21 protein-coding genes are annotated in these 25,093 nt (G+C 71.0%); 12 read left to right on the top strand and 9 right to left on the bottom strand.

Features of this window, described 5'->3' with window-relative positions:
* Positions 1 to 4: 4 nt before the first annotated feature.
* The gene (locus PS467_RS11620) at positions 5 to 475 is read left to right on the top strand and encodes a type II toxin-antitoxin system PemK/MazF family toxin (protein WP_432280572.1); all 471 of its coding nucleotides are present in this window, start codon (positions 5 to 7) and stop codon (positions 473 to 475) included.
* Positions 476 to 504: 29 nt separating this feature from the next.
* Here the strand turns inward: PS467_RS11620 and PS467_RS11615 are convergent, their stop codons facing one another.
* Positions 505 to 1,047: a DUF1697 domain-containing protein gene (locus tag PS467_RS11615; RefSeq protein WP_311035202.1), complete on the bottom strand. Its 543-nt coding sequence runs from the start codon at positions 1,045 to 1,047 to the stop codon at positions 505 to 507.
* 78 nt (positions 1,048 to 1,125) lie between these two features.
* On the opposite strand from PS467_RS11615, the gene PS467_RS11610 reads away from it, so the two are divergent.
* Entirely contained in the window at positions 1,126 to 1,773 is a 648-nt protein-coding gene (locus tag PS467_RS11610; protein WP_311035201.1) for a nucleoside/nucleotide kinase family protein, read from the top strand.
* Positions 1,774 to 1,809: 36 nt separating this feature from the next.
* On the opposite strand, the gene PS467_RS11605 is transcribed toward PS467_RS11610, so the two are convergent.
* The 4 genes from PS467_RS11605 to PS467_RS11590 form a co-directional block, all read right to left on the bottom strand.
* Positions 1,810 to 2,472: a DUF4360 domain-containing protein gene (locus tag PS467_RS11605; protein ID WP_311035200.1), complete on the bottom strand. Its 663-nt coding sequence runs from the start codon at positions 2,470 to 2,472 to the stop codon at positions 1,810 to 1,812.
* A 51-nt stretch (positions 2,473 to 2,523) separates the two neighbouring features.
* Positions 2,524 to 3,177, bottom strand: a complete 654-nt coding sequence (locus tag PS467_RS11600) for a DUF4360 domain-containing protein (protein WP_311035199.1) — start codon at positions 3,175 to 3,177, stop codon at positions 2,524 to 2,526.
* A 194-nt stretch (positions 3,178 to 3,371) separates the two neighbouring features.
* Positions 3,372 to 4,007, bottom strand: a complete 636-nt coding sequence (locus PS467_RS11595) for a methylated-DNA--[protein]-cysteine S-methyltransferase (RefSeq protein WP_432280571.1) — start codon at positions 4,005 to 4,007, stop codon at positions 3,372 to 3,374.
* Positions 4,008 to 4,088: 81 nt separating this feature from the next.
* Positions 4,089 to 4,967 (bottom strand): glycerophosphodiester phosphodiesterase, encoded by an 879-nt coding sequence (locus tag PS467_RS11590; protein WP_311035198.1) that lies wholly within the window; start codon positions 4,965 to 4,967, stop codon positions 4,089 to 4,091.
* 213 nt (positions 4,968 to 5,180) lie between these two features.
* Between PS467_RS11590 and uvrB the strand changes: the two genes are divergently transcribed.
* The 4 genes from uvrB to PS467_RS11570 all read left to right on the top strand — a co-directional run bounded on the left by uvrB (position 5,181) and on the right by PS467_RS11570 (position 11,447).
* On the top strand, positions 5,181 to 7,319 hold the full coding sequence (uvrB, locus tag PS467_RS11585; RefSeq protein ID WP_311035197.1) for an excinuclease ABC subunit UvrB: 2,139 nt from the start codon (positions 5,181 to 5,183) through the stop codon (positions 7,317 to 7,319).
* Between the two features lie 296 nt (positions 7,320 to 7,615).
* Complete coding sequence (locus tag PS467_RS11580; RefSeq protein WP_268971358.1) at positions 7,616 to 8,194, top strand: TerD family protein; 579 nt, start codon at positions 7,616 to 7,618, stop codon at positions 8,192 to 8,194.
* 110 nt (positions 8,195 to 8,304) lie between these two features.
* Positions 8,305 to 10,221, top strand: coding sequence for a TerD family protein (locus PS467_RS11575; protein ID WP_311035196.1), 1,917 nt, complete (start codon positions 8,305 to 8,307; stop codon positions 10,219 to 10,221).
* A 221-nt stretch (positions 10,222 to 10,442) separates the two neighbouring features.
* Positions 10,443 to 11,447 (top strand): TerC family protein, encoded by a 1,005-nt coding sequence (locus PS467_RS11570; RefSeq protein WP_311035195.1) that lies wholly within the window; start codon positions 10,443 to 10,445, stop codon positions 11,445 to 11,447.
* A gap of 88 nt (positions 11,448 to 11,535) precedes the next feature.
* Here the strand turns inward: PS467_RS11570 and PS467_RS11565 are convergent, their stop codons facing one another.
* Positions 11,536 to 12,843 carry an MFS transporter gene (locus PS467_RS11565; protein WP_311039828.1) on the bottom strand — a complete coding sequence of 436 codons (1,308 nt, stop codon included), beginning with the start codon at positions 12,841 to 12,843 and terminating at the stop codon, positions 11,536 to 11,538.
* A gap of 103 nt (positions 12,844 to 12,946) precedes the next feature.
* Positions 12,947 to 13,603: an MBL fold metallo-hydrolase gene (locus PS467_RS11560; RefSeq protein ID WP_268971355.1), complete on the bottom strand. Its 657-nt coding sequence runs from the start codon at positions 13,601 to 13,603 to the stop codon at positions 12,947 to 12,949.
* Positions 13,604 to 13,910: 307 nt separating this feature from the next.
* Here PS467_RS11560 and uvrA point away from each other — a divergent pair, with 307 nt between their 5' ends.
* Complete coding sequence (uvrA, locus tag PS467_RS11555; protein ID WP_311035194.1) at positions 13,911 to 16,913, top strand: excinuclease ABC subunit UvrA; 3,003 nt, start codon at positions 13,911 to 13,913, stop codon at positions 16,911 to 16,913.
* Between the two features lie 63 nt (positions 16,914 to 16,976).
* Here uvrA and PS467_RS11550 read toward each other — a convergent pair whose 3' ends face one another.
* Together PS467_RS11550 and PS467_RS11545 are read right to left on the bottom strand one after the other, a co-directional pair.
* Positions 16,977 to 17,927 (bottom strand): carbohydrate kinase family protein, encoded by a 951-nt coding sequence (locus PS467_RS11550; RefSeq protein WP_311035193.1) that lies wholly within the window; start codon positions 17,925 to 17,927, stop codon positions 16,977 to 16,979.
* Positions 17,924 to 18,982: a LacI family DNA-binding transcriptional regulator gene (locus tag PS467_RS11545; RefSeq protein ID WP_311035192.1), complete on the bottom strand. Its 1,059-nt coding sequence runs from the start codon at positions 18,980 to 18,982 to the stop codon at positions 17,924 to 17,926. Before PS467_RS11545 ends, PS467_RS11550 begins: the two co-directional genes overlap by 4 nt.
* 184 nt (positions 18,983 to 19,166) lie before the next feature.
* Between PS467_RS11545 and PS467_RS11540 the strand changes: the two genes are divergently transcribed.
* The 5 genes from PS467_RS11540 (at position 19,167) to whiA (ending at position 24,811) form a co-directional block, all read left to right on the top strand.
* Positions 19,167 to 19,592, top strand: coding sequence for a QcrA and Rieske domain-containing protein (locus PS467_RS11540; RefSeq protein ID WP_311035191.1), 426 nt, complete (start codon positions 19,167 to 19,169; stop codon positions 19,590 to 19,592).
* A gap of 179 nt (positions 19,593 to 19,771) precedes the next feature.
* A complete protein-coding gene (gene uvrC / locus PS467_RS11535) occupies positions 19,772 to 21,883 on the top strand; it encodes an excinuclease ABC subunit UvrC (RefSeq protein WP_311035190.1) in 2,112 nt (703 codons plus the stop codon).
* Positions 21,880 to 22,815, top strand: coding sequence for an RNase adapter RapZ (rapZ, locus tag PS467_RS11530; protein ID WP_268971349.1), 936 nt, complete (start codon positions 21,880 to 21,882; stop codon positions 22,813 to 22,815). Before uvrC ends, rapZ begins: the two co-directional genes overlap by 4 nt.
* Positions 22,812 to 23,831, top strand: coding sequence for a gluconeogenesis factor YvcK family protein (locus PS467_RS11525; RefSeq protein ID WP_311035189.1), 1,020 nt, complete (start codon positions 22,812 to 22,814; stop codon positions 23,829 to 23,831). Before rapZ ends, PS467_RS11525 begins: the two co-directional genes overlap by 4 nt.
* A complete protein-coding gene (whiA, locus tag PS467_RS11520) occupies positions 23,822 to 24,811 on the top strand; it encodes a DNA-binding protein WhiA (protein WP_020872204.1) in 990 nt (329 codons plus the stop codon). Before PS467_RS11525 ends, whiA begins: the two co-directional genes overlap by 10 nt.
* Positions 24,812 to 25,093: the final 282 nt, after the last annotated feature.

Below are 25,093 nucleotides of genomic sequence, written 5' to 3'. Positions count from 1 at the left end.
GCGCGTGATCAGGCCATTCAACGCAACGCAGGGGACGGAGGACGGCGCGGTGCTTCCCGGGAGCACCGGCCCCGCCGCCACCGTCGAGGCCCATCCGCGCCAGGTCGGGCGGGTGCGGACGGAGTACGCACCGGATCCGGACGGGGACCCGGACCCGGGGGAGATCGTCTGGACCTGGGTGCCGTACGAGGAGAACGACGGCCGCGGCAAGGACCGGCCGGTGCTGGTGGTCGCGCGGGAGCGGGGCGGGACGCTGCTCGCCGTGCAGCTGTCGAGCAAGCGGCACGACGACGACCGCGAGTGGGTGGCGATCGGCTCCGGGCCGTGGGACCGGGCCGGGCGCGAGTCCTGGGTCGACCTGGACCGGGTGCTGCGGGTGCACCCGGAAGGGATGCGGCGGGAGGCGTGCGCCCTGGACCGGCCGCGCTTCGACCTGGTGGTGATGCGGCTGCGGCGGCGGTACGGCTGGAGCTGAGGGAACCGTGGACCGAGGGGAACCCGGACTCAGATGTCGGCCAGCGCCAGCAGCTTGGTGACCGTGTTCCAGTTGCGGGCGGTGGCCGGCACGCCGAGCCGGGCGTTGGTGACCTTCGCCGCGAGCCTGGAGCGGCCGATCCCGTCCGGACAGCGCAGGAAGATCTCCCGGCCGACGAGGCGGAACTCCTCCGGGGCGTAGGCGGCCGGATCCAGCGCGTCCAGCGCGGCGGTGTCCGCGGGCACGTCCGCCAGGAAGACCACATGCAGGGTCCTGGGCTCGGCCGCGGCCTCCGGATAGGGGTTGGCCTCGATCACCGCGGCCAGCTCGTCGCGGGTACGGACCATGACGGGCACGGGGAAGCCGACGTCGGCGGCGAAGTGGTCCTCGAGCGTACGGGCCGTCCGCTCGGGCGGGGTGCCGGGGTCCGCGAAGACGATGTTGCCGGTCTGGAGGTGGACGGTGACGCGGCCGAAGCCCAGCTCGGCCATCAGCGCGCGCTGCCGCGCCATGGGGAACTTCCGCTTCCCGCCCACATTGATGCCGCGGAGCAGCGCTATCTGAGATGCCATGGCCGGAGCGTAACCTGCCCCGGGCCGCTGAGCCGGGCCCCGCGGCCCATGCCGTGGGGGCCACGGCATGATGGGGGCGTGCGGCTCGAAGCGATCACTTGGGAACGGCTGACCGACGCGACCGCCGACCGCATCGCCGGACTGACGGCGGCGGACGGCAGCCCCTGGCTGAGGGTGGCCGTCGACGGTGCCCCGGCGGCGCCCACCGCCGAGCTGGCGCGGGGCCTGTCGGAGGCGCTGCGGGTCCGGGGGCGTCCGGTGCTGATGGTCGCGTCGGCGGGGTTCTGGCGGCCCGCTTCGCTGCGCTTCGAGTACGGGAAGCGCGACCCCGACGCCTACTACGACCGCTGGCTGGACACCGGCGCCCTGTGGCGGGAGGTCTTCACCCCGCTGGAGCCGGGGCCGGGCGGCACCGGGCGGGTGCTGCCCGACCTGTGGGATCCGGTGACCGACCGGGCCACCCGCAGCCCGTATGCCGAACTGCCCCGGGGCGGGGTGCTGTTGCTGCACGGTGCGCTGCTGCTGGGGCACTGGTTCCCGTTCGATCTGTCGGTGCATCTGCGGCTGTCGCCGGCCGCCCTCGCCCGCCGCACCGAGGAGGACGACCACTGGACCCTGCCGGCCTTCGCCCGCTACGAGGACGAGGTGGGACCCGGTGAGGCGGCGGATGTGGTGGTGCGGGTGGACGACCCCCGGCATCCGGCCTGGCACCGCCCGGAGCCGTAGGGGGGACGCCCCGGGGCGGTGCGCGGGGGCAGGAGGTCACCCCTGGGCCGGCGGGCATTCCTTCCAGGCGAAGTGGTAGGTGGTGCTCACATCGCCGTCCGTCGAGTCCATGGTGATGAAGCTCGTCGTGTTGGTGGTGTCGGAGCTTCCGGCGTTGACCCGCAGTTCGGTGTTGATGTTGAAGTTGCGGAGTTCACCGCAGGGCGACCACACCACGGTAGCGATGTCCGAGACGTCGGTGGTCTGCCAGTTGTCGTCGTAGACGCCGGTGAAGTCGTGCGAGTTGGACGAGGTCTGCGACTGGCCCTGGAAGTAGTACGACGCTTTCTGGGTGGCGGACGCGCCATCTTCCAGATGGGCGAAACCACGGTAGTCGACACTGGCGATGGCGTAGGAAAAGCCCTGCGGCACATGCGTGACCAGACTCAGCTGACAGTTCTTTCTGAAGTCCGTCGGCGTGGACCCCTTGCCCACCTGGGCGAGATAGTCGCTGTAGGTCACGGTGAAGGCCGTGTTGTCGGGGGAAACGGCGACCGCCGCGGTGCCCGCCGGACAGCCCGATCCGTTGACGGTCGCGACCGTAATCACGATCTTGTCGGGTGGCACGGTGTCGAACGGCGGTTGTGCATATGCCTGGGAAGTAAGCGTCGAGGCGAATAACGCCGCGACCATGCCGCCTGCGTAGAGAACACCGGACATGATTCTCCATTCGATGTTCGAGGTTCTGGGTGCGATGGTGGATTTACCGTGTTACTGGACGGAGGAGGAACATTCCTTCCAGGCGAGGTGGTAAATGGTGTTGACCCCGCCGTCCGTCGAGTCCATGGCCATGAAGCTGGTGCTGCCCGTGGGGGAGGTGCCGGCGCTGACCCGCAGCTCGGTGTTGATGTTGACGTTCCGGTCCTGGCCGCAGGGGGCCCACACCAGGGCGCTGTAGTCGGTGCTGTCGGTGGTCTGCCAGTTGTCGTCGTACGGACCGCTGAAGTCATGGGTCCGTGACGCGGTGTCCGCCGAGCCCTGGAAGTAGTAGCTCGCCTTCTCGGTGCCCTGGGCGCCCTTTTCGAGGTGGCCATAGCCCCGGTAGTCGACCTGGGCGATGGCGTAGGTGAATCCCTGCGGTACGTGCACACCCAGGTTGAGCTGGCAGTTCTTGCGGATGTCGGTGGGGGCCGAGTCGGGGCCGACCTGGGCGAGATAGTCGCTGTAGGTCACGGTGAAGGCCGTGTTGTCAGCGGCCACGGCCACGGCGGCGGTGCCCTGGGGACAACCCGAACCGTTCACCGTCCTGACGCTTATCTGGATCTTTTCCGACGGCGCATCGGGGGCCGGGGAAACCCCCTGGGCGGAAAGGGCGGAGGCGAATAACGCCGCGACCGCGCCGCCCGCGAGCAGAACACCGGACATGGCTCTCCAATTCGATCATCTGTGGGGACGTAGTTGAGCCGTGAATTTCCCAGGAGCGGGAAGGACTGCGAAGAGCGGAAAGTGCGCGAAGGGCAGGAAGGCCGCTGTTAAGATAAGGGCGAAAGGCAAGCGCCACAAGACGGCCGAGGAATTCCGGAACAAGATATTTCCGTCCCGGCCGGTGGCCGGACGATTCAGAAGAGCGGCTGCGGAAGAACGCCTTCCAGCGCCAGCAGGGCGCGCTTGGTCTCCAGCCCCCCGCCGAAGCCGCCGATGCCGCCGCCGCTTTCCACGACCCGGTGGCAGGGGACCACGACCGGCAGCGGATTGCTCCCCATGGCCACGCCGACGGCGCGGGCGGCGCCCGGCTCGCCCACCCGGTCGGCGAGGTCCTGGTAGCCGACGACCGTGCCATAGGGGACATGGGCGGCCAGCTCGCGCAGCACCCGGCGGTTGAAGCCGGTGATCAGCGACCAGTCCAGGGGGAGGGTGAACGCCGTGGTCTCGCCGGCGAAATAGCTCTCCACCTGCCGTATCGCCGCGGCGAGATGCTCGGCGCACCGAGGCGCCGGCCGGGCGGCCGCGGCGGCGGAGGACGCGGACGGCCCGGCCGTGGGCCCGGCGCCGAGGCGGCGCGTGAGCCTGGCCACGGCCTCGGCCGCCGTCTTCTCCGTCGCGTGGAAGACCACCTGGGCCAGCCCCTCGTCGGTGGCCGCGAGCAGCAGTGGGCCGATGGGCGTGGCCGGCACGGCCCAGGCCCAGGCGCGCGCGTCCGCCCGCTCGGGTCGCTCCCGCGGGTCCCGCCGTGTCTGCCGCTGTGCGATGGTCACGCGTTCAGCGTAGAACCCACCACCGACAGCGCCCCGCCGGCCGCTCGGCCGACGGGGCGCCTCGTTTCGAGGAGCGGTGGGTCACGAAGCGTCGTCGAGGGCGTCCCGGACCACATCGGGCTTGTTGGTGATGATGCCGTCCACGCCCATGCCCGCGACCGAGACCGCCGACGGGCCGTCGTTGACGGTCCAGGTGTAGACCTCCAGCGGCTTGCCGTGTGCCCCCTTCACGGCCTGCACCGCGGCCACGTAGTCGGCGTTGATGGTCTTGTAGCTGGGGTTGATCTGGTCGGAGAACTCGGCGTACTCCGGAAGGTCGGCGACGGCCGGGGTGCCCAGGAAGCCGGTCTTGACGTCCGGCCGCAGCCGGTGGACCGTCCGCATGGACGCGGCGTCGAAGCTCTGGACGATCAGCCGCCGCTTGTGCCGGTGGTCCAGCCAGCCCTCTCTGCGCAGCTCCCGCAGCGTCTGGCGTTCGATCCCGGGATAGAGCTCGGGGGACTTGAGCTCCAGGAGGAGCTTTTGGTGGTTGTCCGAAACCCGGTCCATGTACTCCTCCAGGGTGGGCACCGCCTCGCCCTGGAACTCCGGGCCGAACCAGCTTCCGGCGTCCAGCTTCTCGATCTCGTCGAGGGTGAAGTCGGAGATGTTCCAGGGGGCGCGGTCCGGGAAGACCTCCTCGGCGTTGGTGGTCCGGCTCAGCGTGGTGTCGTGCATCACGATCAGCTCGCCGTCCTTGGTGCGCTGGACGTCGTTCTCCACCCAGTCGATGCCCAGGTCGTCGGCGGCGTCGACGGCGGCCAGGGTGTTCTCGGGGGCGTACCCGGAGGCCCCCCGGTGGGCCACGGTGACCGTGTGGTGGTGCGGATGGCCGGTGGCCTGGGCCGCGGCCGTGGGGAGGAAGAGCGCGGACATCCCGATGAGCGCGCCGGTTAACGCGGCGGCCGGGCGGATCTGCATACGGACTCCTCGCATCGTCTGACGTGCGTCTGACTCATGGACGGGCAGAGGGTCCCAGATGCGCGGTAGCGGGGGATAGGTATCGGATGGACGGAAAATTCGCGTGGCGGGCGGCATCGCCCGCGTGATCATGCCAATCCGGACGAGCGCCGGGCAGCGGGCGGCGCGGCGGAACGCCCGCCGTTGTCAGTGGCGAGTCGTACCGTGGGTGACATGCGGCCCGTAACTCAGCTCGAACGCAAGGTGGCGCCCTTCGAGGTCGTCAGCCCCTATCAGCCCAGCGGTGACCAGCCCACGGCCATCGCCGACCTCGACCGGCGCGTCCGCGCGGGCGAGAAGGACGTCGTCCTGCTCGGCGCGACCGGCACCGGCAAGTCCGCCACCACCGCGTGGATGATCGAGAAGCTTCAGCGGCCCACGCTGGTCATGGCTCCGAACAAGACGCTGGCCGCCCAGCTGGCCAACGAGTTCCGCGAGCTGCTGCCGAACAACGCGGTCGAGTACTTCGTCTCGTACTACGACTACTACCAGCCCGAGGCGTACGTCCCGCAGTCGGACACCTACATCGAGAAGGACTCCTCGATCAACGAAGAGGTGGAGCGGCTGCGCCACTCGGCGACGAATTCGCTGCTCACCCGGCGTGACGTGGTCGTGGTGGCATCCGTCTCCTGCATCTACGGCCTCGGCACGCCGCAGGAGTACGTGGACCGCATGGTGCCGCTCAAGGTCGGCGAGGAGATCGACCGCGATCAGCTGCTGCGCCGCTTCGTCGACATCCAGTACACCCGCAACGACATGGCGTTCACCCGGGGCACCTTCCGGGTCCGCGGCGACACCGTCGAGATCTTCCCGGTCTACGAGGAGCTCGCGGTCCGCATCGAGATGTTCGGCGACGAGATCGAGGCGCTCTCCACGCTCCACCCGCTCACCGGCGAGGTGCTCAGCGACGACCAGGAGCTCTATGTCTTCCCGGCCAGCCACTATGTGGCCGGGCCCGAGCGCATGGAGAAGGCCATCGCCGGGATCGAGGCCGAGCTCACGCAGACCCTGGCCCGGCTGGAGAAGCAGGGCAAGCTGCTGGAGGCCCAGCGGCTGCGGATGCGCACCACCTACGACATCGAGATGATGCGGCAGATCGGCACCTGCTCGGGTATCGAGAACTACTCGCTGCACATCGACGGCCGTGAGCCCGGCTCCCCGCCGCACACCCTGCTGGACTACTTCCCGGAGGACTTCCTCCTGGTCATCGACGAGTCGCATGTCACGGTGCCGCAGATCGGCGCGATGTACGAGGGCGACGCCTCCCGTAAGCGGACCCTGATCGAGCACGGTTTCCGGCTGCCCTCCGCGCTCGACAACCGCCCGCTGAAGTGGGAGGAGTTCCTGGAGCGCGTCGACCAGACCGTCTACCTCTCTGCGACCCCCGGCCCGTACGAGCTCTCCCGGGGCGACGGCTTCGTGGAGCAGATCATCCGCCCGACCGGTCTGGTCGACCCCGAGGTCGTCGTCAAGCCGACCGAGGGCCAGATCGACGATCTCATCCACGAGATCCGCACGCGTACCGAGAAGGACGAGCGCGTGCTGGTCACCACCCTCACCAAGAAGATGGCCGAGGACCTCACCGACTACATGCTGGAGCTCGGCATCCAGGTGCGCTATCTGCACAGCGATGTGGACACCCTGCGCCGGGTCGAGCTGCTGCGCGAGCTGCGCGCCGGCGAGTTCGACGTGCTGGTGGGGATCAACCTGCTGCGCGAGGGCCTCGACCTTCCGGAGGTCTCGCTGGTCGCCATCCTCGACGCGGACAAGGAGGGCTTCCTGCGCTCGGGCACCTCGCTGATCCAGACCATCGGCCGGGCCGCCCGTAACGTGTCGGGCCAGGTGCATATGTACGCCGACAAGGTCACCCCGGCGATGGAGAAGGCCATCGAGGAGACCAACCGGCGCCGCGAGAAGCAGATCGCGTACAACAAGGCCAACAAGATCGATCCGCAGCCGCTGCGCAAGAAGATCAACGACATCGTGGCGCAGATCGCTCGCGAGGACGTCGACACCGAGGAGCTGCTCGGCACCGGCTACCGCAAGACGAAGGACGGCAAGGGCGCCAAGACCCCCGAGGGGGCGGCGGGCGGAAAGGCGGCCAAGGGCGGCAAGGGCGCCAAGGGCAAGGCCAAGGAGCCGGTGCTGACCGACCGGCCCGCGGCCGAACTCGCCGAGCAGATCGAGGAGATGACCGACCGCATGCGGGCCGCGGCGGCGGAGCTCCAGTTCGAGGTGGCGGCCCGACTGCGCGACGAGGTGGCGGAGTTGAAGAAGGAGCTGCGGCAGATGCGGGAGGCCGGGGTCTCCTGACGGCCGGGCGCCCCGGACCCGCCGGGGCGCCCGCCCCTCTCCGTGCCACAGGACGGCCCGGCTGCCCTGCCGTGCCGTAACGCCGCATCCCTGCGCAAGGCCGTACCCCTGCTCTGCCGTGCCGCGAACCCGCACCTGCTCCGCTGTGTTGCAAGACCGACACAAAAGCCCGCTCGTCCGGCCGGAGTCCTGGTCGCAGTGCATAGGGTTTTCGACAGGGCCGTGCACACGGCGCGGCCACGGCCGCACTCCCGCGGCGGCCACGGGGAATCGAGAGACGAGAGTAGGGACAGCGCGTGACGGTCAACATGTCCAAGGGACAGGCCATCAGCCTGCAGAAGGCCGACGGGGGCACCCTGACCGCGGTGCGGATGGGGCTGGGCTGGCAGGCGGCGCCCCGCCGCGGGCTGTTCGGCTCCCGTACGCGGGAGATCGACCTCGACGCGTCGGCGGTCCTCTTCGCCGACAAGCAGCCGACCGATGTCGTCTTCTTCCGCCACCTGGTCAGCGACGACGGCTCGGTCCGCCACACCGGTGACAACCTCGTCGGCGGCGCCGGGCAGGGCGGCGACGACGAGGCGATCCTGGTCGACCTGCAGCGGGTGCCGGTCCACATCGACAAGATCGTCTTCACGGTGAACTCCTTCACCGGCCAGACCTTCGCCGAGGTGCAGAACGCGTTCTGCCGGCTGGTGGACGAGACCAATGGCCAGGAGCTCGCCCGCTACACCCTCACCGGCGGCGGGCAGTACACCGCCCAGATCATGGCCACCGTCCAGCGGGCGGGCAGCGCCTGGCAGATGAGGGCGATCGGCGAGCCGGCCAACGGACGCACCTTCCAGGACCTGATGCCGCATATCCTGCCGCATCTGTAATCCGCCGTTCGGCGAGCGCGTGTGTCCCGGTGGGCCCGCGCGCTCGCCGTACCAGCCGCACGCATGCGGATCCACGGCACACCGCGGAACACAACGAGGGGACGCAAGCCATGACGGCCGAGCTGGTCCGAGGGCAGAACCACCCCCTGCCCCAGACCCGTTTGGAGATCCGGATCTCGGCGGGCCATCCGATCGTGGCCGGGGCCACCCTCGGCGATGAGCGGGGCACGGTGCACGGCGCCGAAGGGGTCGCGCACCCCGCCTCGCCCCAGCTGGCCGGGATAGAGGTGCCCAGACAGGCGGCGGCCGACCACCGGCTCGCCGTCGACCTCGACGCGATGCCCGAGAACGTCCACCGGGTCACCGTGCTGCTCGCGCTGCCGACCGGTGTCGGCGGCCCGGACCGGTTCGGCGCCACGGCCGCGCCGTTCGTCGCCGTCACCGGCCTCGACGGCACCGAGATCGCCGGCTACACCATCACCGGCCTGGACTCGGAGTCCGCGGTGGCCGCCCTGGAGCTCTACCGCAGGCAGGGTGCCTGGAAGGTGCGCGCCGTCGGCCAGGGGTACGCGGACGGGCTCGCGGCCATGCTGCGGGACCAGGGGCTCGAGCAGGGCGCCGAACTCGCGGCGCGGATCAACGAGGCGGTGGTGCGGGGCATGGCCCGCTCGGTCGCCCAGCCCCCGCCCCGTTCCGAGGACGACGGCCGGGTGCGCACGGCCACCGCGGGCGGCGGTGCCGCCCCGGCCCCCGCCCAGCCGCAGACCCCGCAGCAGCAGCCGCAGGGCGCGCCCTCCGGCCAAGGGCCCGTCAACTACCAGCACCCCGGCCGCCGTACGGCCGCGCCGCCCCCGCCCCCGCCGTCCGCGCCGCCCGCCGCGCCCGGACAGCCCGCCCGGCCGGTCGCGGGCGACGCCTCCGGCTGGACCATGGACGAGCGGCTCTACAACCAGGTCTGGGGGATGTTCGAGGACCTGGCCCGCACCACCGCGGCCTATCGCAGCGCCGTGGACTTCGCGGAGTCCCGGATGGAGCAGGAGCTGGACCGGGTGCTCTCCGATCCGCGCACCCGGGTGGGCCCGGCGGCCGACTCCGCCCGCGCCGCGGCGCGCGCCAAGCACACCGACCTCGTCGAGCAGGCCCGCGCCGCCTTCGACCGCGATCTGGCGCAGCTCACGGCCGAGGCCGAGGTGGTGGAGCCGGCGCTGCCGCCCGCCTACGCCCGCTGGGACAGCCCGGTGTGGCAGGCGTACCAGGTGCCGATGGAGATGCCGATGGCCCTGCGCCTGGGCGAGCTGCACCTCCCGGAACGCGCCGATCTGCGCATCCCCATGCTGGTGCGGCTGCCCCTGGAGCGGGGGCTGTGGATCGACGCCGGGCGTTCGGGCTCGTTCGACGGGGGGCCGGCCGACCCTGGCGAGCTGCGCCGACTGGCCGCGGACACGGCGGTGACGATCGCCGCGCGGCTGCTGGCCGTCTATCCGGCGGGGGAGTTCTCGGTGTGTGTGATCGACCCGGCGGGTTCGGCCGCGGGCTCGCTCGCCCCGCTGGTGGGGTCGGGTGCGCTGGGCGAGCCGCCGGCGGCCGGCGCCCAGGGGGTCTCCGCGGTGCTCGCCTCGCTGACCCGGCGTGTCGACCTGGTGCAGATGGCGATGCGCAGCGGTGCCACGGACGCGTTGCCGCCCGATCTGGACACCGCCGAGCAGCTGCTGCTCGTCCATGACTTCCCGCACGGCTTCGACGACCGGGCCGTCACTCAGCTGCGTTATCTGGCGGACGAGGGGCCCTCGGTGGGCGTGCATCTGATGATGGTCGCCGACCGTGAGGACGCGCGGGACTACGGTCCGGTGCTCGATCCGCTGTGGCGGTCGCTGCTGCGGCTCACTCCGGTCGCCGACGACCATCTCGCCGACCCGTGGGTGGGCCATGCGTGGACGTATGAGCCGTCGATGGTGCCGCGGGGCAGTCAGGTGCTGGACCAGGTGCTGCGGCAGATGGTGAGGGCCCGCCAGTCGTATGGGCATTGACCAGCTCTTTTGCCCATCTCTTTACTCTCCCATGGGAATTCCTGTACTCTTCTTTACGCGGAGGGGAGTACTCCTGTAGCGGTGTTCCCGTCACCACGGATGCCGTCCGGCCCCAGGAGACCGGACGGCATCCCGGGGCACCGGTCCACGGTTCGGCCATGGGCGGAGGAGACCTCCGGCAGCGACGACGCTGAGATTGCCGTACGAATGCCGGAGGAACCGTGGACGTTTCGTGGGCCATGTGGGGCCTGACCATTGGTGGGCTGTGTGCCCTCATCGCCGCCGACTTCTTCATAGGCGGCCGCAAACCCCATGAGGTCTCCCTCAAGGAGGCCGGGATCTGGACCGCCGTCTGGGTCGCCCTTGCCGCGCTCTTCGGGCTCGGGCTGCTGGTCTTCGCCGGCGGCGGGCCCTCCGGCGAGTTCTTCGCCGGCTTCATCACCGAGAAGTCGCTGAGCGTCGACAATCTCTTCGTCTTCGTGCTGATCATGGCGAAGTTCGCGGTGCCGACGGTCTATCAGCAGCGTGTGCTGATGGTGGGAGTGCTCATCGCCCTGGTGCTGCGCGCGGTCTTCATAGCCGCCGGCGCCGCGATCATCTCGACCTTCGCCTGGGTCTTCTACATCTTCGGCGCGTTCCTCATCTGGACGGCCTGGAAGCTCATCCAGGAGGCGCGGGCCGATGAGGAGGAAGCGGAGTTCGAGGAGAACCGGCTGCTCAAGGCGGTCGAGAAGCGGTTCCCGTCCACCGACGAGTACCACGGAACCAAGCTGTTCATCGTGCGGAACGGCAAGCGGCTGATGACCCCGATGCTGATCGTCATGCTGGCGATCGGCACCACGGACGTCCTGTTCGCGCTGGACTCGATACCCGCGATCTTCGGCCTCACCCAGGATCCGTACATCGTCTTCACCGCCAACGCCTTCGCCCTGATGGGCCTGCGCCAGCTGTACTTCCTGATCGGCGGCCTGCTCAAGAAGCTGGTCCACCTCTCGTACGGGCTGTCGATCATCCTCGGCTTCATCGGCGTCAAGCTGGTGCTGCACGCGCTGCACGAGTCCGGGGTGCACGTCCCGGAGATCAGCATCCCGGTCTCGCTCGGGGTGATCTGCGCGGTGCTCGCCGTCACGACGGTCACCAGTCTGCACGCCTCGAGGAAACAGGCCCTGGTGGAGGCGGGGAACGGGGAGAGCCGGGCTCGGGACAAGGACAGCGTCGACGTCTGACGGCGCCCGCGGCGTCACCGCCCTGACGGCGCCCGGCGGCGACCGAGGGCGTGCGGCGACGTCCGCGTCCCGGACCCGGGAGACCGGCTCACGCAGCCGCCTCCCCGGCCTCCAGAGGCCGTACGGCCGATCGTCCTTCCGGACGGTCGGCCGTCGGCCGTGTCTCCGGCAGCAGCACGAAGCAGCCCAGGCTCAGCAGCGCGGCGGCGGTCAGATACACGGCGACGCCCCAGGGCGGGCCGTCGCCGTGGGACAGCGCCGTCGCCACGATCGGGGTGAGCGCCCCGCCCAGGACGCCCGCGAGGTTGTAGCCGAGCGCCGCGCCCGTGCAGCGCACCCGCGCCTCGAACAGCTCGGGCAGATAGGCCGAGGTCACGGCGAACATGGTGATGAAGGCGAGCAGCGCGCCCAGGAAGCCGAGGAACATCAGCGGCGGCTCCCCGGTGCGCAACAGCACGATCAGCGGAAACATCCACACCGCGGTGGCCACACAGCCCACCAGGCACAGCGGCCGCCGCCCGAAGCGGTCGCCGAGATGGGCCGCCAGGGGCGTCAAGGCCCCCATGGCCGCCACGGCCGCCATGACACAGCCCAGCACGGTGGTGCGCGCCATGCCGAGCCGTTCCGTGCCGTACGCCAGGGACCAGGTCGTGACCGTGTAGAAGACGGCATAGCCCACCGCGAGCCCGCCCGCGGTCAGCAGGACCAGCCGCCAGTGGCCGCGCACCACCTCGGCCAGCGGCGCGGCGGCCCGGCCGTCGCGTTCGGCCAGCTCCTGGAAGCGCGGGCTCTCGGTCAGCCGGGCCCGCAGCAGCAACCCGGCGCCCGCCAGCAGCCCCGCGCCCCAGAACGGCACCCGCCACCCCCAGGACCGGAACGCGCCCTCGCTCAGCGTGGCCGACAGGGCCAGCATGGTGCCGTTGGCGAGCAGAAAGCCGATGGCCGGGCCGACCTGCGGAAAGCCCGACCACAGCCCGCGCCGCCCGGCGGGCGCGTGCTCGGCGGTCAGCAGCACCGCGCCACCCCATTCGCCGCCGAGCCCCAGCCCCTGGAGAAAGCGCAGCACGAGCAGCAGTACGGGGGCGGCGATGCCGATCGTGCCGTAGGACGGGACGAAGCCCACGGCGACGGTCGCGATTCCCGTCAGCAGCAGTGAGGCGATGAGCACCGGCCGGCGGCCGTGGCGGTCGCCGATGGGCCCGAAGAGCATCGAGCCCAGCGGCCGGGAGACGAAACCGACGGCGAAGGTGCCGAAGGCGGCGAGGGTGCCGGCCAGCGGGGAGAAGGTGGGGAAGAACAGTGGGCCGAGGACGAGCGCGGCGGCCGTGCCGTAGACGAAGAAGTCGTAGAACTCGATCGCGGTGCCGGCCAGGGAGGCGGTGGCGAGGCGGGCCATGGACACAGGGCGGTCATGCTGCATGACGCGCCAACCGTCACGGCCCGCCGGGAGTCACGGGGCGTACGGGGGTGCGCGGCGCGCGGGGGCCGTGCGCGTGCCGCTACCAGCCGCGCTCGCGCCACTCCCCGAGGTGCGGGCGCTCGGCGCCGAGCGTGGTGTCGTCGCCGTGGCCGGGGTAGACCCAGGTCTCGTCCGGAAGCCGGTCGAAGAGCTTGGTCTCGACGTCGTTGATCAGGCTCTCGAACGCCTTGGGGTCCTTACGGGTGTTGCCGACCCCGCCCGGGAAGAGGCAGTCGCCGGTGAACACATGCGGATGGCCGTGCGGATCGTCGTAGATCAGGGCGATGCTGCCCGGGGTGTGGCCGACCAGGTGGCGGGCGGTCAGCTCGACCCGGCCGACCCGCAGCGTGTCGCCGTCCTCGACCAGGACGTCGGTCGGCACCGGGATGCCCTCCGCGTCGTAGCGGCCCGCGTAGGTGCGGGCGCCGGTGGCCTCCGTCACCTCGCGCAGCGCGCCCCAGTGGTCCTGGTGGCGGTGGGTGGTGACCACGGAGGCGATCCCGCTCTCGCCGATGAGGGACAGCAGGGTGTGCGGCTCCGCCGCGGCGTCGATCAGGAGCTGCTCGTCGGTGGCCCGGCAGCGCAGCAGGTACGCGTTGTTGGCCATGGGGCCCACCGCGACCTTCGAGATCATGAGATCGGGCAGTTCATGCACGTCCGCCGGTCCGCCGACCGTCACCACTCCGCTGTAGGTCATGGCCTCAGCCTAGTCCGGGGGGAACGGGCGAGGGACCGTCGGGGCGGGGAATACCCGGGCACCCGGCGAAGCTTGTACCGATGAGTACGCCCGCGCGCCACACGATCGGGTGAAGTCCGCTCCCATCTCCCGCGAATCGAATGTGCGTGCTATAGGCTCGGTGTGCTGCATCCTTAAGACATCGTCGTCGTGCCCCCATACCCTGGGTCGGGGGCTTCGCTCCGCTCCGCCTCTGCTCCATCCGGCAGGGCCGCCCCGCGAGCGGGCTCGGCGCACCCCGTCTCTCTCAAGAAAGGTGCCGACCGGCGTGGCCGACCGTCTCATCGTTCGTGGCGCTCGCGAGCACAACCTCAAGAACGTCTCGCTCGACCTTCCTCGCGACTCGCTCATCGTCTTCACCGGGCTGTCCGGGTCGGGCAAGTCGTCCCTCGCGTTCGACACGATCTTCGCCGAGGGGCAGCGTCGCTACGTGGAGTCGCTCTCCTCCTACGCCCGTCAGTTCCTGGGGCAGATGGACAAGCCCGATGTCGACTTCATCGAGGGCCTGTCCCCCGCGGTGTCGATCGACCAGAAGTCCACCTCGCGGAACCCGCGCTCGACGGTCGGTACCATCACCGAGGTCTACGACTACCTCCGGCTGCTGTTCGCCCGGATCGGCAAGCCGCACTGCCCCGAGTGCGGCCGCCCCATCGCCCGCCAGTCGCCACAGGCGATCGTGGACCGGGTGCTGGAGCTCCCCGAGGGCAGCCGCTTCCAGGTGCTCTCCCCGCTGGTGCGCGAGCGCAAGGGGGAGTTCGTCGACCTCTTCTCCGATCTCCAGACCAAGGGCTACAGCCGGGCCCGGGTGGACGGCACCACCATCCAGCTGGCCGATCCGCCGAAGCTGAAGAAGCAGGAGAAGCACACCATCGAGGTGGTCGTCGACCGCCTCACCGTCAAGGACAGCGCCAAGCGCCGGCTGACCGACTCGGTGGAGACCGCGCTCGGCCTCTCCGGCGGCATGGTGATCCTCGACTTCGTGGACCTCGAGGAGGACGACCCGCAGCGGGAGCGGATGTTCTCCGAGCATCTGTACTGCCCGTACGACGATCTGTCCTTCGAGGAGCTGGAGCCGCGCACCTTCTCCTTCAACTCGCCCTTCGGCGCCTGCCCGGACTGCACCGGGATCGGCACCCGGATGGAGGTCGACCCCGAGCTGATCATCCCGGACGAGGAGAAGTCGCTCGACGAGGGCGCCATCCACCCCTGGTCCCACGGCCACACCAAGGACTACTTCGGGCGGCTGGTCGGCGCGCTCGCCGACGCGCTCGGCTTCCGCACCGACGTCCCCTGGGCCGGGCTTCCGCAGCGCGCCAAGAAGGCGCTGCTCAATGGCCACCGCACCCAGATCGAGGTCCGCTACCGCAATCGCTACGGCCGCCAGCGGGCGTACACCACGGCCTTCGAGGGCGCGGTGCCGTATGTGAAGCGGCGCCACTCGGAGGCGGAGAGCGACACCAGCCGGGAGCGGTTCGAGGGCTATATGCGCGAGGTGCCCTGCCCCACCTGTGAGGGCACCCGCCTCAAGCCGATCGTCCTGGCGGTCACCGTGCAGGACAAGTCCATCGCGGACGTCTCGGCGATGTCGATCAGTGAATGCGCCGACTTCCTGCGTGGCATGGAGCTGAGCCCGCGCGAGAAGACCATCGCCGAGCGGGTCCTCAAGGAGGTCAATGAGCGGCTGAGGTTCCTGGTCGACGTCGGCCTGGACTATCTCTCGCTCAACCGCGCGGCGGGCACCCTCTCCGGCGGCGAGGCCCAGCGCATCCGGCTGGCCACCCAGATCGGCTCCGGTCTGGTCGGCGTGCTCTACGTCCTGGACGAGCCGTCCATCGGCCTGCACCAGCGCGACAACCACCGGCTGATCGAGACGCTGGTCAGGCTGCGCGACCTCGGAAACACCCTGATCGTCGTGGAGCACGACGAGGACACCATCAAGACCTCGGACTGGGTGGTGGACATCGGTCCGGGCGCGGGTGAGCACGGCGGCAAGGTGGTCCACAGCGGGCCGCTGAGCGAGCTGCTGGTCAACGAGGAGTCGGTGACCGGGCACTATCTGGCCGGCAAGAAGGCCATCCCGCTGCCGGCGGCGCGCCGGCCCGTGGACCCCAAGCGGCATCTGACGGTCCACGGCGCCCGGGAGAACAACCTCCAGGACATCGATGTGTCCTTCCCGCTGGGGGTGCTCACCGCCGTCACCGGCGTCTCCGGATCGGGTAAGTCCACGCTGGTCAACGACATCCTCTACACCCATCTGGCCCGTGAGCTCAACGGCGCGCGGGCGGTTCCCGGGCGGCACACCCGGGTCGTCGGCGACGACCTGGTCGACAAGGTGGTGCATGTCGACCAGTCGCCCATCGGCCGCACCCCGCGCTCGAACCCGGCGACGTACACCGGCGTCTTCGACCATGTGCGCAAGCTGTTCGCGGAGACGATGGAGGCGAAGGTCCGCGGTTATCAGCCCGGCCGGTTCTCCTTCAACGTCAAGGGCGGCCGCTGCGAGAACTGCTCCGGTGACGGCACCATCAAGATCGAGATGAACTTCCTGCCGGATGTGTATGTGCCGTGCGAGGTCTGCCACGGCGCGCGCTACAACCGGGAGACCCTGGAGGTGCACTACAAGGGCAAGTCCATCGCCGAGGTGCTGGACATGCCCATCGAGGAGGCGCTGGACTTCTTCGAGGCGGTGCCCACCATCGCCCGCCATCTGCGCACCCTCAACGAGGTCGGTCTCGGCTATGTCCGGCTGGGGCAGCCCGCGCCGACCCTGTCCGGCGGTGAGGCGCAGCGCGTCAAGCTGGCCAGCGAGCTCCAGAAGCGGTCGACCGGCCGCACGGTGTACGTCCTGGACGAGCCGACCACCGGTCTGCACTTCGAGGACATCAGCAAGCTGATCAGCGTGCTCTCCGGACTGGTCGACAAGGGCAACACCGTGATCGTCATCGAGCACAACCTCGATGTGATCAAGACGGCCGACTGGGTCGTGGACATGGGCCCCGAGGGCGGCAGCGGCGGCGGTCTGGTGATCGCCGAGGGCACCCCCGAGGACGTGGCCTCGATCCCGGCCAGCCACACCGGGAAGTTCCTGCGGGACATGCTGGGTGACCGGGTGAGCGACGCGACGGTGCCGGTCGCGCGCAAGGGCGGCAGGACCGCCAAGAAGGCCGCCGCCAAGACCACGGCGGCCGCGAAGACCGCGGCGAAGAAGACCGTGGCCAAGAAGGGGGCGGCCAAGACCACGGTCGCCTCCCAGCGGACGGCCGCGAAGTAGCCCCGCGCCCGCGGATGCGCCGCGCCCGGACCGACCGGGCGCGGCGCATCCGCGGTGAGGGGGTCAGACCAGCTCGGACGCGTAGGGCGGCTCCGCGCCCGCGCGGGAGCAGGTGATCGCGGCGGCGCGGCCGGCGAAGGCCAGGACATCCCGCCAGACCGCCTCGTCGAGCTTGGCCAGCGCGGGCGCCGACAGCGCCTGGTGCGCGGCCAGCCGGTGCAGCAGCGCGGCGTTCACGGTGTCGCCCGCCCCGATGGTGTCCACGACGTCCACCCGCTCGCCCGGCACCGAGAAGACCGAGCCGTCCTGGCGCCGTACGCTCAGTCCCTCCCCGCCATGGGTGAGCACCACGGCCGCCGGACCCGCCGCGAGCCACTCGCCCACGGCCGTCTCCACATCCTTCGCGTCCTCCGAGTCGGCCAGCCACCTCGCGTCCTCTATGGACAGCTTCAGCAGGCCGATATGGGGCAGCCAGCCGTGGAAGCGGGCCCGGTAGGCAGCGGCGTCGGGGATCAGACCGGTGCGGATATTGGGGTCCAGGGTGGTGAAGACACCGCGCGCGGCCTCACGCCGCAGCAGCTCCTCGTACGCGCTCGCGCCCGGCTCCAGCACCAGTGAACAGGTGCCCAGCGACAGCGCGCGCACCCCCTCGGGGAGGGACGGCGGCAGGGTGAAGAGCCGGTCCGCGGTGCCCTGCACATAGAAGCCGTACCCGGCCGAGCCATCGGCCCCGATGGAGGCGACCGCGAGGGTAGTGGGCTCCTCGCCGCGCTGCACCAGCGCGGTGTCCACACCGTCCTTCCGCAAGCCCTCCAGCAGCGCCTCTCCGAAGCCGTCCGTGGAGACCCGCGAGCAGAACGCGGTGGGCGAGCCGAGCCGCCCCAGCGCCAGCGCGGTGTTGTACGGGCCACCGCCGCGCGCCGGCCGCAGCGCGGGCAGCCGGTCGCCCGCCGCGGCGCTCGACGTGCGCTCGGGCACGAGGTCGATCAGGGCTTCTCCGGCGACGACGATCACGAGGCGGGGTCCTTTCCGGGTTGTGCGGGGGTTCCGGGGAGCGGTCGGTCGGGGTCTTCGGCCACACAGCCGCAGGAGGTGCGGTGGACGAAGGCACAGGGCAGCCGGACGGTGCGCGGCGGCCGCCCCGGGTTCTCCAGCCGGTCGAGCAGCAGCCGGACGGCGGTGGCGCCGATCTCCCGGCTGGGCTGGGAGATCGCGGTGAGTCCGGGGGAGAAGACATCCGCCCAGGAGAAGTCGTCGAAGCAGACGAGCGCGAGATCGCCCGGCACGCTCAGCCCCGCCGTCCGCAGGGCGCGCAGCGCGCCGATGGTCATCGCGTTGTTCGCGGCGATGATCGCGGTGGGCGGCTCGGGCGCGGCCAGCAGCCGGTGGACGGCGTCCTCCGCGCCCCGCGCCTCGGAGTGGCCGTCCGCCAGCAGCCCGGGGCGGAACGGCAGCCCGCGCCGCGCCAGCCCGGCCCGGTAGCCGGCGATCCGCTCGCTGGTGGTGCTCAGCCCGGGGAGCCCGGCGACCAGCCCGATGCGGGTGTGGCCGAGGTCGGCGAGATGGAGCACCAGCTGTTCGACGGGAGGGGCGTTCTCGGCGCACACCTGGTCGTGGGAGTCGCCGACCAGCCGGTCGAGGAAGACGGCGGGAATCCCGCGGCGGGTCAGATACTCCACCAGCCCGGCGGGCTCGGCCGACGGGGCCACGATCACGCCGTCCACCCGCCGCTCATGGAGCAGCCGGACGACCTTGCGCTCATGCGCGGGGTCGTCATGCGGATCGGCGATCAGCAGCCCGTATCCCCGCTCCAGGGCGCTGGACTCGACGCCCTGGAGGATCTCGGTGAAGTACGGATTGCTGATCGCCGAGACGGCCAGACCGATCGATCGGGTGCGCGCGGTCACCAGGGAGCGCGCCAGCGTATTGGGGATGTACCCGAGGTCGTCGATCGCGTCCAGCACGGCCTTACGGGTGTCCGGGCGGACCGGCCGGGTCTCGTTGAGCACATGCGAGACGGTGGCCACGGACACCCCGGCGCGCCGGGCGACGTCGACCATGGTTGCCATCCGCTGGGGTCCTCCGCGTCGAGGTCGCCGGGTTCATCGGGTTCATCGGAGCCCGTAACGTACCGCATCCGGGATCGGACGTAAACGCTTGCGCAAGCGTTTACGTCCAGCCGGGGAGGCGGCGGCGGATGGAGAGATCTGTGCCGGTATGGTCGGAGGGCCCCCACACCCCCAGGAGCCGCACATGTCCCGCCAGCCCGCCTCCCGCCGAACCGTGCTGTGCTGCGCCGCGCTGGCCGGAGCCGCCGGGCTCGGGGCGGCGGCCTGCGCCCCGGACGGGTCGGGCAAGAAGGCGTCCCCGACGCCCACCGCCCCCGTCGACCTCGGCACGGCCGGTGCCGTCCCGGTCGGTGGCGCCAAGATCTACCGCGAGCAGCGGGTGGTGGTCGCCCAGCCCGCCAAGGGTGAGTTCACGGCGTTCAGCGCGGTGTGCACGCACGCCGGATGCGTCGTCGACAGCGTCGAGGACGGCGCGATCAGCTGTCCCTGCCACGGCAGTCAGTTCGACGCCCGCACCGGCAAGGTCCTCCAGGGGCCCGCGGTCGAGCCGCTGCCGTCGGTCCCGGTCACCGCGGAGGGCGGACGGCTCGTCGCGGGCCCCGACGCCTGAGCGGCTCCTGACACCTGAGCGGCTCCTGACACCTGAGCGGGCCCCGACGCCTGAGCGGGCCCCGACGCCTGAGCCGGCGCTCGGTCGGCGTCCGGGCGGCTGCGGAATCCCCTGGACCTTGACCAACCCGCGTCCCGAGGGCGCCGGATGTGTCACCCGCCGCAAGTAGGGTGGTCACCATGGCCGACCCGAGCAGCTACCGCCCCAAGCCGGGACAGATCCCCGAGTCGCCGGGGGTCTACAAGTTCCGTGACGAACACGGCCGGGTGATCTACGTCGGAAAGGCGAAGAGCCTGCGCCAGCGGCTCTCCTCGTACTTTCAAGACCTGGCGAACCTCCATCCGCGCACCCGCACCATGGTCACCACGGCCGCCGGCGTGGAGTGGACCGTGGTTTCCACCGAGGTCGAGGCCCTGCAGCTCGAGTACTCCTGGATCAAGGAGTTCGACCCCCGGTTCAACGTCAAGTACCGCGACGACAAGAGCTACCCCTCCCTGGCCGTCACCCTCAACGAGGAGTTTCCCCGGGTCCAGGTGATGCGCGGTGCCAAGAAGAAGGGCGTGCGCTACTTCGGTCCGTACGCCCACGCCTGGGCGATCCGCGAGACCGTCGACCTGATGCTGCGCGTGTTCCCGGTCCGCACGTGCTCGGCCGGGGTGTTCAAGCGCTCCGCCCAGATCGGCCGCCCCTGTCTGCTCGGCTACATCGGCAAGTGCTCGGCCCCCTGCGTCGGCCGGGTCACCGCCGAGGAGCACCGCGAACTGGCGGAGGAGTTCTGCGACTTCATGGCCGGCCGCACCGGCACCTATCTGCGCCGCCTGGAGCAGCGGATGCACGAGGCCGCCGAGGAGATGGAGTACGAGAGGGCGGCCCGGCTCCGTGACGACATAGGGGCGCTCAAGCGCGCCATGGAGAAGAACGCGGTGGTCCTCGCCGACGCCACCGATGCCGATCTGATAGCGGTCGCCGAGGACGAGCTGGAGGCGGCCGTCCAGATCTTCCATGTGCGCGGCGGCCGGGTGCGCGGGCAGCGCGGCTGGGTCACCGACAAGGTCGAGGCCGTCGACACCGCAGGACTGGTCGAGCACGCCCTTCAGCAGCTGTACGGGGAGGAGCGCGGCGACGCCGTCCCCAAGGAGGTCCTGGTGCCCGCCGTGCCGGACCCGGCCGGACCGGTCACCCAGTGGCTCGCCGATCGCCGGGGCTCCCGGGTCGATCTGCGCATTCCGCAGCGCGGCGACAAGAAGGACCTGATGGAGACCGTCCAGCGCAACGCCCAGCAGGCGCTCGCGCTGCACAAGACCAAGCGCGCCTCCGACCTCACCACGCGCTCCCGGGCGCTGGAAGAGATCGCCGAGGCCCTGGGGCTGGACTCCGCTCCGCTGCGCGTCGAGTGCTTCGACATCTCCCATCTGCAGGGTGATGACGTGGTGGCCTCCATGGTGGTCTTCGAGGACGGGCTCCCCCGTAAGAGTGAGTACCGCCGCTTCCAGATCAAGAGCTTCGCCGGGCAGGACGATGTCCGCTCCATGCACGAGGTCGTCAGCCGCCGCTTCCGCCGCTATCTCCAGGAGAAGCAGAAGACGGGGGAGTGGGAAGAGGAGACCACCGGCGCTCCTGGCGCCACCGGAGCCACCGGCACCCCCGGAGCCCCTGACACCACCGGCACCCCCGGAGCCCCTGGCGTCCCCGGACCCGACGGGCAGTCCGTCGGCGGGCCCACCGGCCCGGTCGACGAGGAGGGCAGGCCGAAGCGGTTCGCCTATCCGCCCCAGCTCGTCGTGGTCGACGGCGGAAAGCCGCAGGTGGCCGCCGCCAAGCGGGCCCTGGACGAGCTCGGCGTCGACGATGTCGCCGTCTGTGGTCTCGCCAAGCGGCTCGAGGAGGTGTGGCTGCCGGACGAGGACGACCCGGTGGTGCTGCCCCGCAGCAGCGAGGGGCTCTACCTCCTCCAGCGGGTCCGTGACGAGGCCCACCGCTTCGCCATCTCCTACCAGCGCAGCAAGCGCGCCAAGTCGATGAAGTCCGGGCCGCTGGACACGGTTCCTGGCCTCGGCGACAGCCGTAAGCAGGCGCTGCTGAAGCACTTCGGCTCGGTCAAGCGGCTGCGCGCCGCCACGGTCGAGCAGATCTGCGAGGTGCCGGGTGTCGGCCGTAAGACGGCCGAGACGGTCGCCGCGGCGCTCGCCGGGTCCGCCCCGGCCGCGCCCGCCGTGAACACCGCCACAGGAGAGATCATTGAGGACGAGGCCGCCGGCGCGGCGTCGTCGAACGGGGGAACCAGACCATGACCGCACACACGAACCACGGAGACGGAGCGCAGGTGAATACGGGCACGTCGGGAGAGTCCGCCGAGGTGGCGGCCATCCCCGAGCTGGTGATCATCTCTGGAATGTCCGGCGCGGGCCGCAGCACCGCCGCCAAGTGTCTGGAGGACCTCGGCTGGTTCGTCGTGGACAACCTGCCGCCCGCGCTGATCCCCACCATGGTCGACCTGGGCGCCCGCTCCCAGGGCAATGTGGCCCGGATCGCCGTGGTGGTGGACGTCCGCGGCCGCCGCTTCTTCGACAACCTCCGCGAGTCCCTCGCCGATCTCGCCGCCAAGAACGTCAAGCGGCGCGTGCTGTTCCTGGAGGCGTCCGACGAGGCCCTGGTGCGCCGTTTCGAGTCGGTGCGCCGCCCGCACCCCCTCCAGGGCGACGGCCGGATCGTGGACGGCATCGCCGCCGAGCGCGATCTGCTGCGCGAGCTGCGCGGAGACGCCGATCTGGTGATCGACACCTCCAGTCTCAACGTCCATGAGCTGCGCGCCAAGATGGACGCCCAGTTCGCGGGCGAGGAGGAGCCCGAGCTGCGGGCCACCGTGATGTCGTTCGGCTACAAGTACGGACTGCCGGTCGACGCCGATCTGGTGGTGGACTGCCGCTTCCTGCCCAATCCGCACTGGGTCCCCGAGCTGCGCCCCTTCACTGGGCTCAACGAGGAGGTCTCCGGCTATGTCTTCAACCAGCCCGGCGCCAAGGAGTTCCTCGACCGCTACGCGGAGCTGCTCCAGCTCATCGCCGCGGGCTACCGCCGTGAGGGCAAGCGCTATGTGACCATCGCCGTCGGCTGCACCGGCGGCAAGCACCGCAGTGTCGCCATGTCCGAGCGGCTCGCCCCGCGGCTGGCCGCCGAGGGCGTGGAGACCGTTGTCGTCCACCGGGACATGGGGCGCGAGTGACCATCCGTACCAGGCGGCTGCGGCGGCTGGTCGGGGCGCGCACGAGCCGGGGCACCCAGCCCAAGGTCGTCGCGCTCGGCGGTGGCATGGGACTGTCGGCGTCGCTCGCCGCGCTGCGCCGGATCACCGGCGATCTGACCGCCGTCGTCACCGTGGCCGACGACGGGGGCTCCAGCGGACGGCTCCGCGACGAGCTGGACGTGCTGCCCCCCGGCGATCTGCGCAAGGCTCTGGCCGCGCTGTGCGGCGACGACGACTGGGGCCAGACCTGGGCGCGGGTCATCCAGCACCGCTTCACCAGCGAGGGCGAGCTGCACGGCCACGCGGTCGGCAATCTGCTGATCGTCGCCCTGTGGGAGCAGCTGGGCGACCATGTGGAGGCGCTCGACCTGGTCGGCAAGCTGCTGGGCGCCCACGGCCGGGTGCTGCCCATGTCGGCCGTCCCCCTGGAGCTCCAGGCGTACGTCCGCGGCCATGACCCGGCGCGTCCGGACGAGGTCTCCACCGTCGCCGGGCAGGCCACCGTGGCCCTCACCCCCGGCGAGGTGCAGTCGGTCCATCTGGTGCCGCCCGATCCGCCGGCCGTCCCCGAGGCCGTCGAGGCGGTCATGGACGCGGACTGGGTGGTGCTGGGGCCCGGCTCCTGGTTCTCCTCCGTGATCCCGCATCTGCTGGTCCCCGAGCTGCTCCAGGCGCTCACCGAGACCAAGGCCCGGCGGGTGCTGTCGCTGAACCTCGCCCCTCAGCCGGGCGAAACCGATGGCTTCTCCCCGCAGCGTCATTTGGAGGTTTTGGCCCGACACGCCCCTAAACTCGCCTTCGACGTGGTGCTGGCCGACGAGGCCGCCGTCCCGGACCAGAGCAGTCTGTGCGACGCCGCCAAGCGGCTGGGCGGCACGGTCGAGCTGGCGCCGGTGGCCGCGACCGACGGTGCCCCGAAGCACGACCCGGAGCTTCTGGCGGCCGCGTACGACCGTATTTTTCGGATGCATGGAAGGATCGGCCCATGGCGATGACGGCAGCGGTGAAGGACGAAATCTCCCGGCTCCCCGTCACCCGGACCTGCTGCCGGAAAGCGGAGGTCTCGGCGATCCTGCGGTTCGCGGGCGGCCTGCATCTGGTCAGCGGGCGCATCGTGATCGAGGCCGAGCTGGACACCGGGATCGCGGCCCGCAGAGTGCGCAAGGACATCCTGGAGATCTTCGGCCACTCCTCGGACCTGGTGGTGATGGCCCCCGGAGGGCTGCGCCGCGGCAGCCGGTACGTGGTGCGGGTGGTGGCGGGCGGTGACCAGCTGGCACGGCAGACCGGCCTGGTCGACGGCCGCGGCCGGCCGATCCGCGGACTGCCGCCGCAGGTGGTCTCCGGCGCCACCTGTGACGCGGAGGCCGCCTGGCGCGGGGCCTTCCTCGCCCATGGCTCGCTCACCGAGCCGGGCCGTTCGTCCTCCCTGGAGGTGACCTGCCCCGGTCCGGAGGCCGCGCTCGCGCTGGTCGGCGCCGCCCGCCGGCTACAGATCGCGGCCAAGGCGCGCGAGGTGCGCGGGGTGGACCGGGTGGTCGTCCGGGACGGTGATGCCATCGGCGCGCTGTTGACGCGGCTGGGGGCGCACGAGTCGGTCCTCGCCTGGGAGGAGCGGCGGATGCGGCGCGAGGTGCGGGCGACCGCCAACCGCCTCGCCAACTTCGACGACGCCAATCTGCGCCGCTCGGCCCGTGCCGCCGTGGCCGCCGGGGCCCGGGTGCAGCGCGCCCTGGAGATCCTGGGCGACGAGGTGCCCGAGCACCTCGCCGCGGCCGGCCGGCTGCGCATGGAGCACAAGCAGGCGTCCCTGGAGGAGCTGGGTGCCCTCGCCGACCCGCCGCTGACCAAGGACGCGGTCGCGGGCCGTATCCGCCGGCTGCTGGCCATGGCCGACAAGCGCGCCCAGGACCTGGGCATCCCCGGCACCGAGTCCAGCCTGACCGAGGAGATGGCCGACGGCATGGTCGGCTGACCGCCCGTAGACGCCACGGAAGCCGCCCCGCGCCCCCGGATCGCTCAGCTTGATCCGGGGGCGTACGCGTGCCCGGCGCCGCTCCCAACCGGCCAGGCCGGTATCCCTTTTCGCCGTCGTCGGTGCGCCTGTGGCCGTGAGGGGATGGGGCGACGCGCTGCGTACGCTGCGTCGTTGACAGCACGTGACAAATCGTGACTCAATCGGCGGGCCGTACCACTTTCCGGTGGTCATGGGCCGCCGATGCCAATGTCACGTACGTCCCGTGATAGCGGTAGGGTC

The organism is Streptomyces luomodiensis (assembly GCF_031679605.1).
GTDB classification, from domain to species: Bacteria; Actinomycetota; Actinomycetes; order Streptomycetales; family Streptomycetaceae; genus Streptomyces; species Streptomyces luomodiensis.
The sequence above is the reverse complement of the archived record's forward strand: the minus strand, read 5'-3'. Positions and strand labels throughout refer to the sequence as shown.

Bases quoted from the DNA above. Each gene is read 5' to 3' on its own strand.
- PS467_RS11615 (WP_311035202.1), bottom strand. From the start codon at position 1,047: ATGGCATCTCAGATAGCGCTGCTCCGCGGCATCAATGTGGGCGGGAAG.
- PS467_RS11605 (WP_311035200.1), bottom strand. From the start codon at position 2,472: ATGTCCGGTGTTCTCTACGCAGGCGGCATGGTCGCGGCGTTATTCGCC.
- PS467_RS11600 (WP_311035199.1), bottom strand. From the start codon at position 3,177: ATGTCCGGTGTTCTGCTCGCGGGCGGCGCGGTCGCGGCGTTATTCGCC.
- PS467_RS11590 (WP_311035198.1), bottom strand. From the start codon at position 4,967: ATGCAGATCCGCCCGGCCGCCGCGTTAACCGGCGCGCTCATCGGGATG.
- uvrB (WP_311035197.1), top strand. From the start codon at position 5,181: ATGCGGCCCGTAACTCAGCTCGAACGCAAGGTGGCGCCCTTCGAGGTC.
- PS467_RS11575 (WP_311035196.1), top strand. From the start codon at position 8,305: ATGACGGCCGAGCTGGTCCGAGGGCAGAACCACCCCCTGCCCCAGACC.
- PS467_RS11565 (WP_311039828.1), bottom strand. From the start codon at position 12,843: ATGGCCCGCCTCGCCACCGCCTCCCTGGCCGGCACCGCGATCGAGTTC.
- PS467_RS11560 (WP_268971355.1), bottom strand. From the start codon at position 13,603: ATGACCTACAGCGGAGTGGTGACGGTCGGCGGACCGGCGGACGTGCAT.
- PS467_RS11545 (WP_311035192.1), bottom strand. From the start codon at position 18,982: ATGGCAACCATGGTCGACGTCGCCCGGCGCGCCGGGGTGTCCGTGGCC.
- PS467_RS11540 (WP_311035191.1), top strand. From the start codon at position 19,167: ATGTCCCGCCAGCCCGCCTCCCGCCGAACCGTGCTGTGCTGCGCCGCG.
- uvrC (WP_311035190.1), top strand. From the start codon at position 19,772: ATGGCCGACCCGAGCAGCTACCGCCCCAAGCCGGGACAGATCCCCGAG.
- rapZ (WP_268971349.1), top strand. From the start codon at position 21,880: ATGACCGCACACACGAACCACGGAGACGGAGCGCAGGTGAATACGGGC.
- whiA (WP_020872204.1), top strand. From the start codon at position 23,822: ATGGCGATGACGGCAGCGGTGAAGGACGAAATCTCCCGGCTCCCCGTC.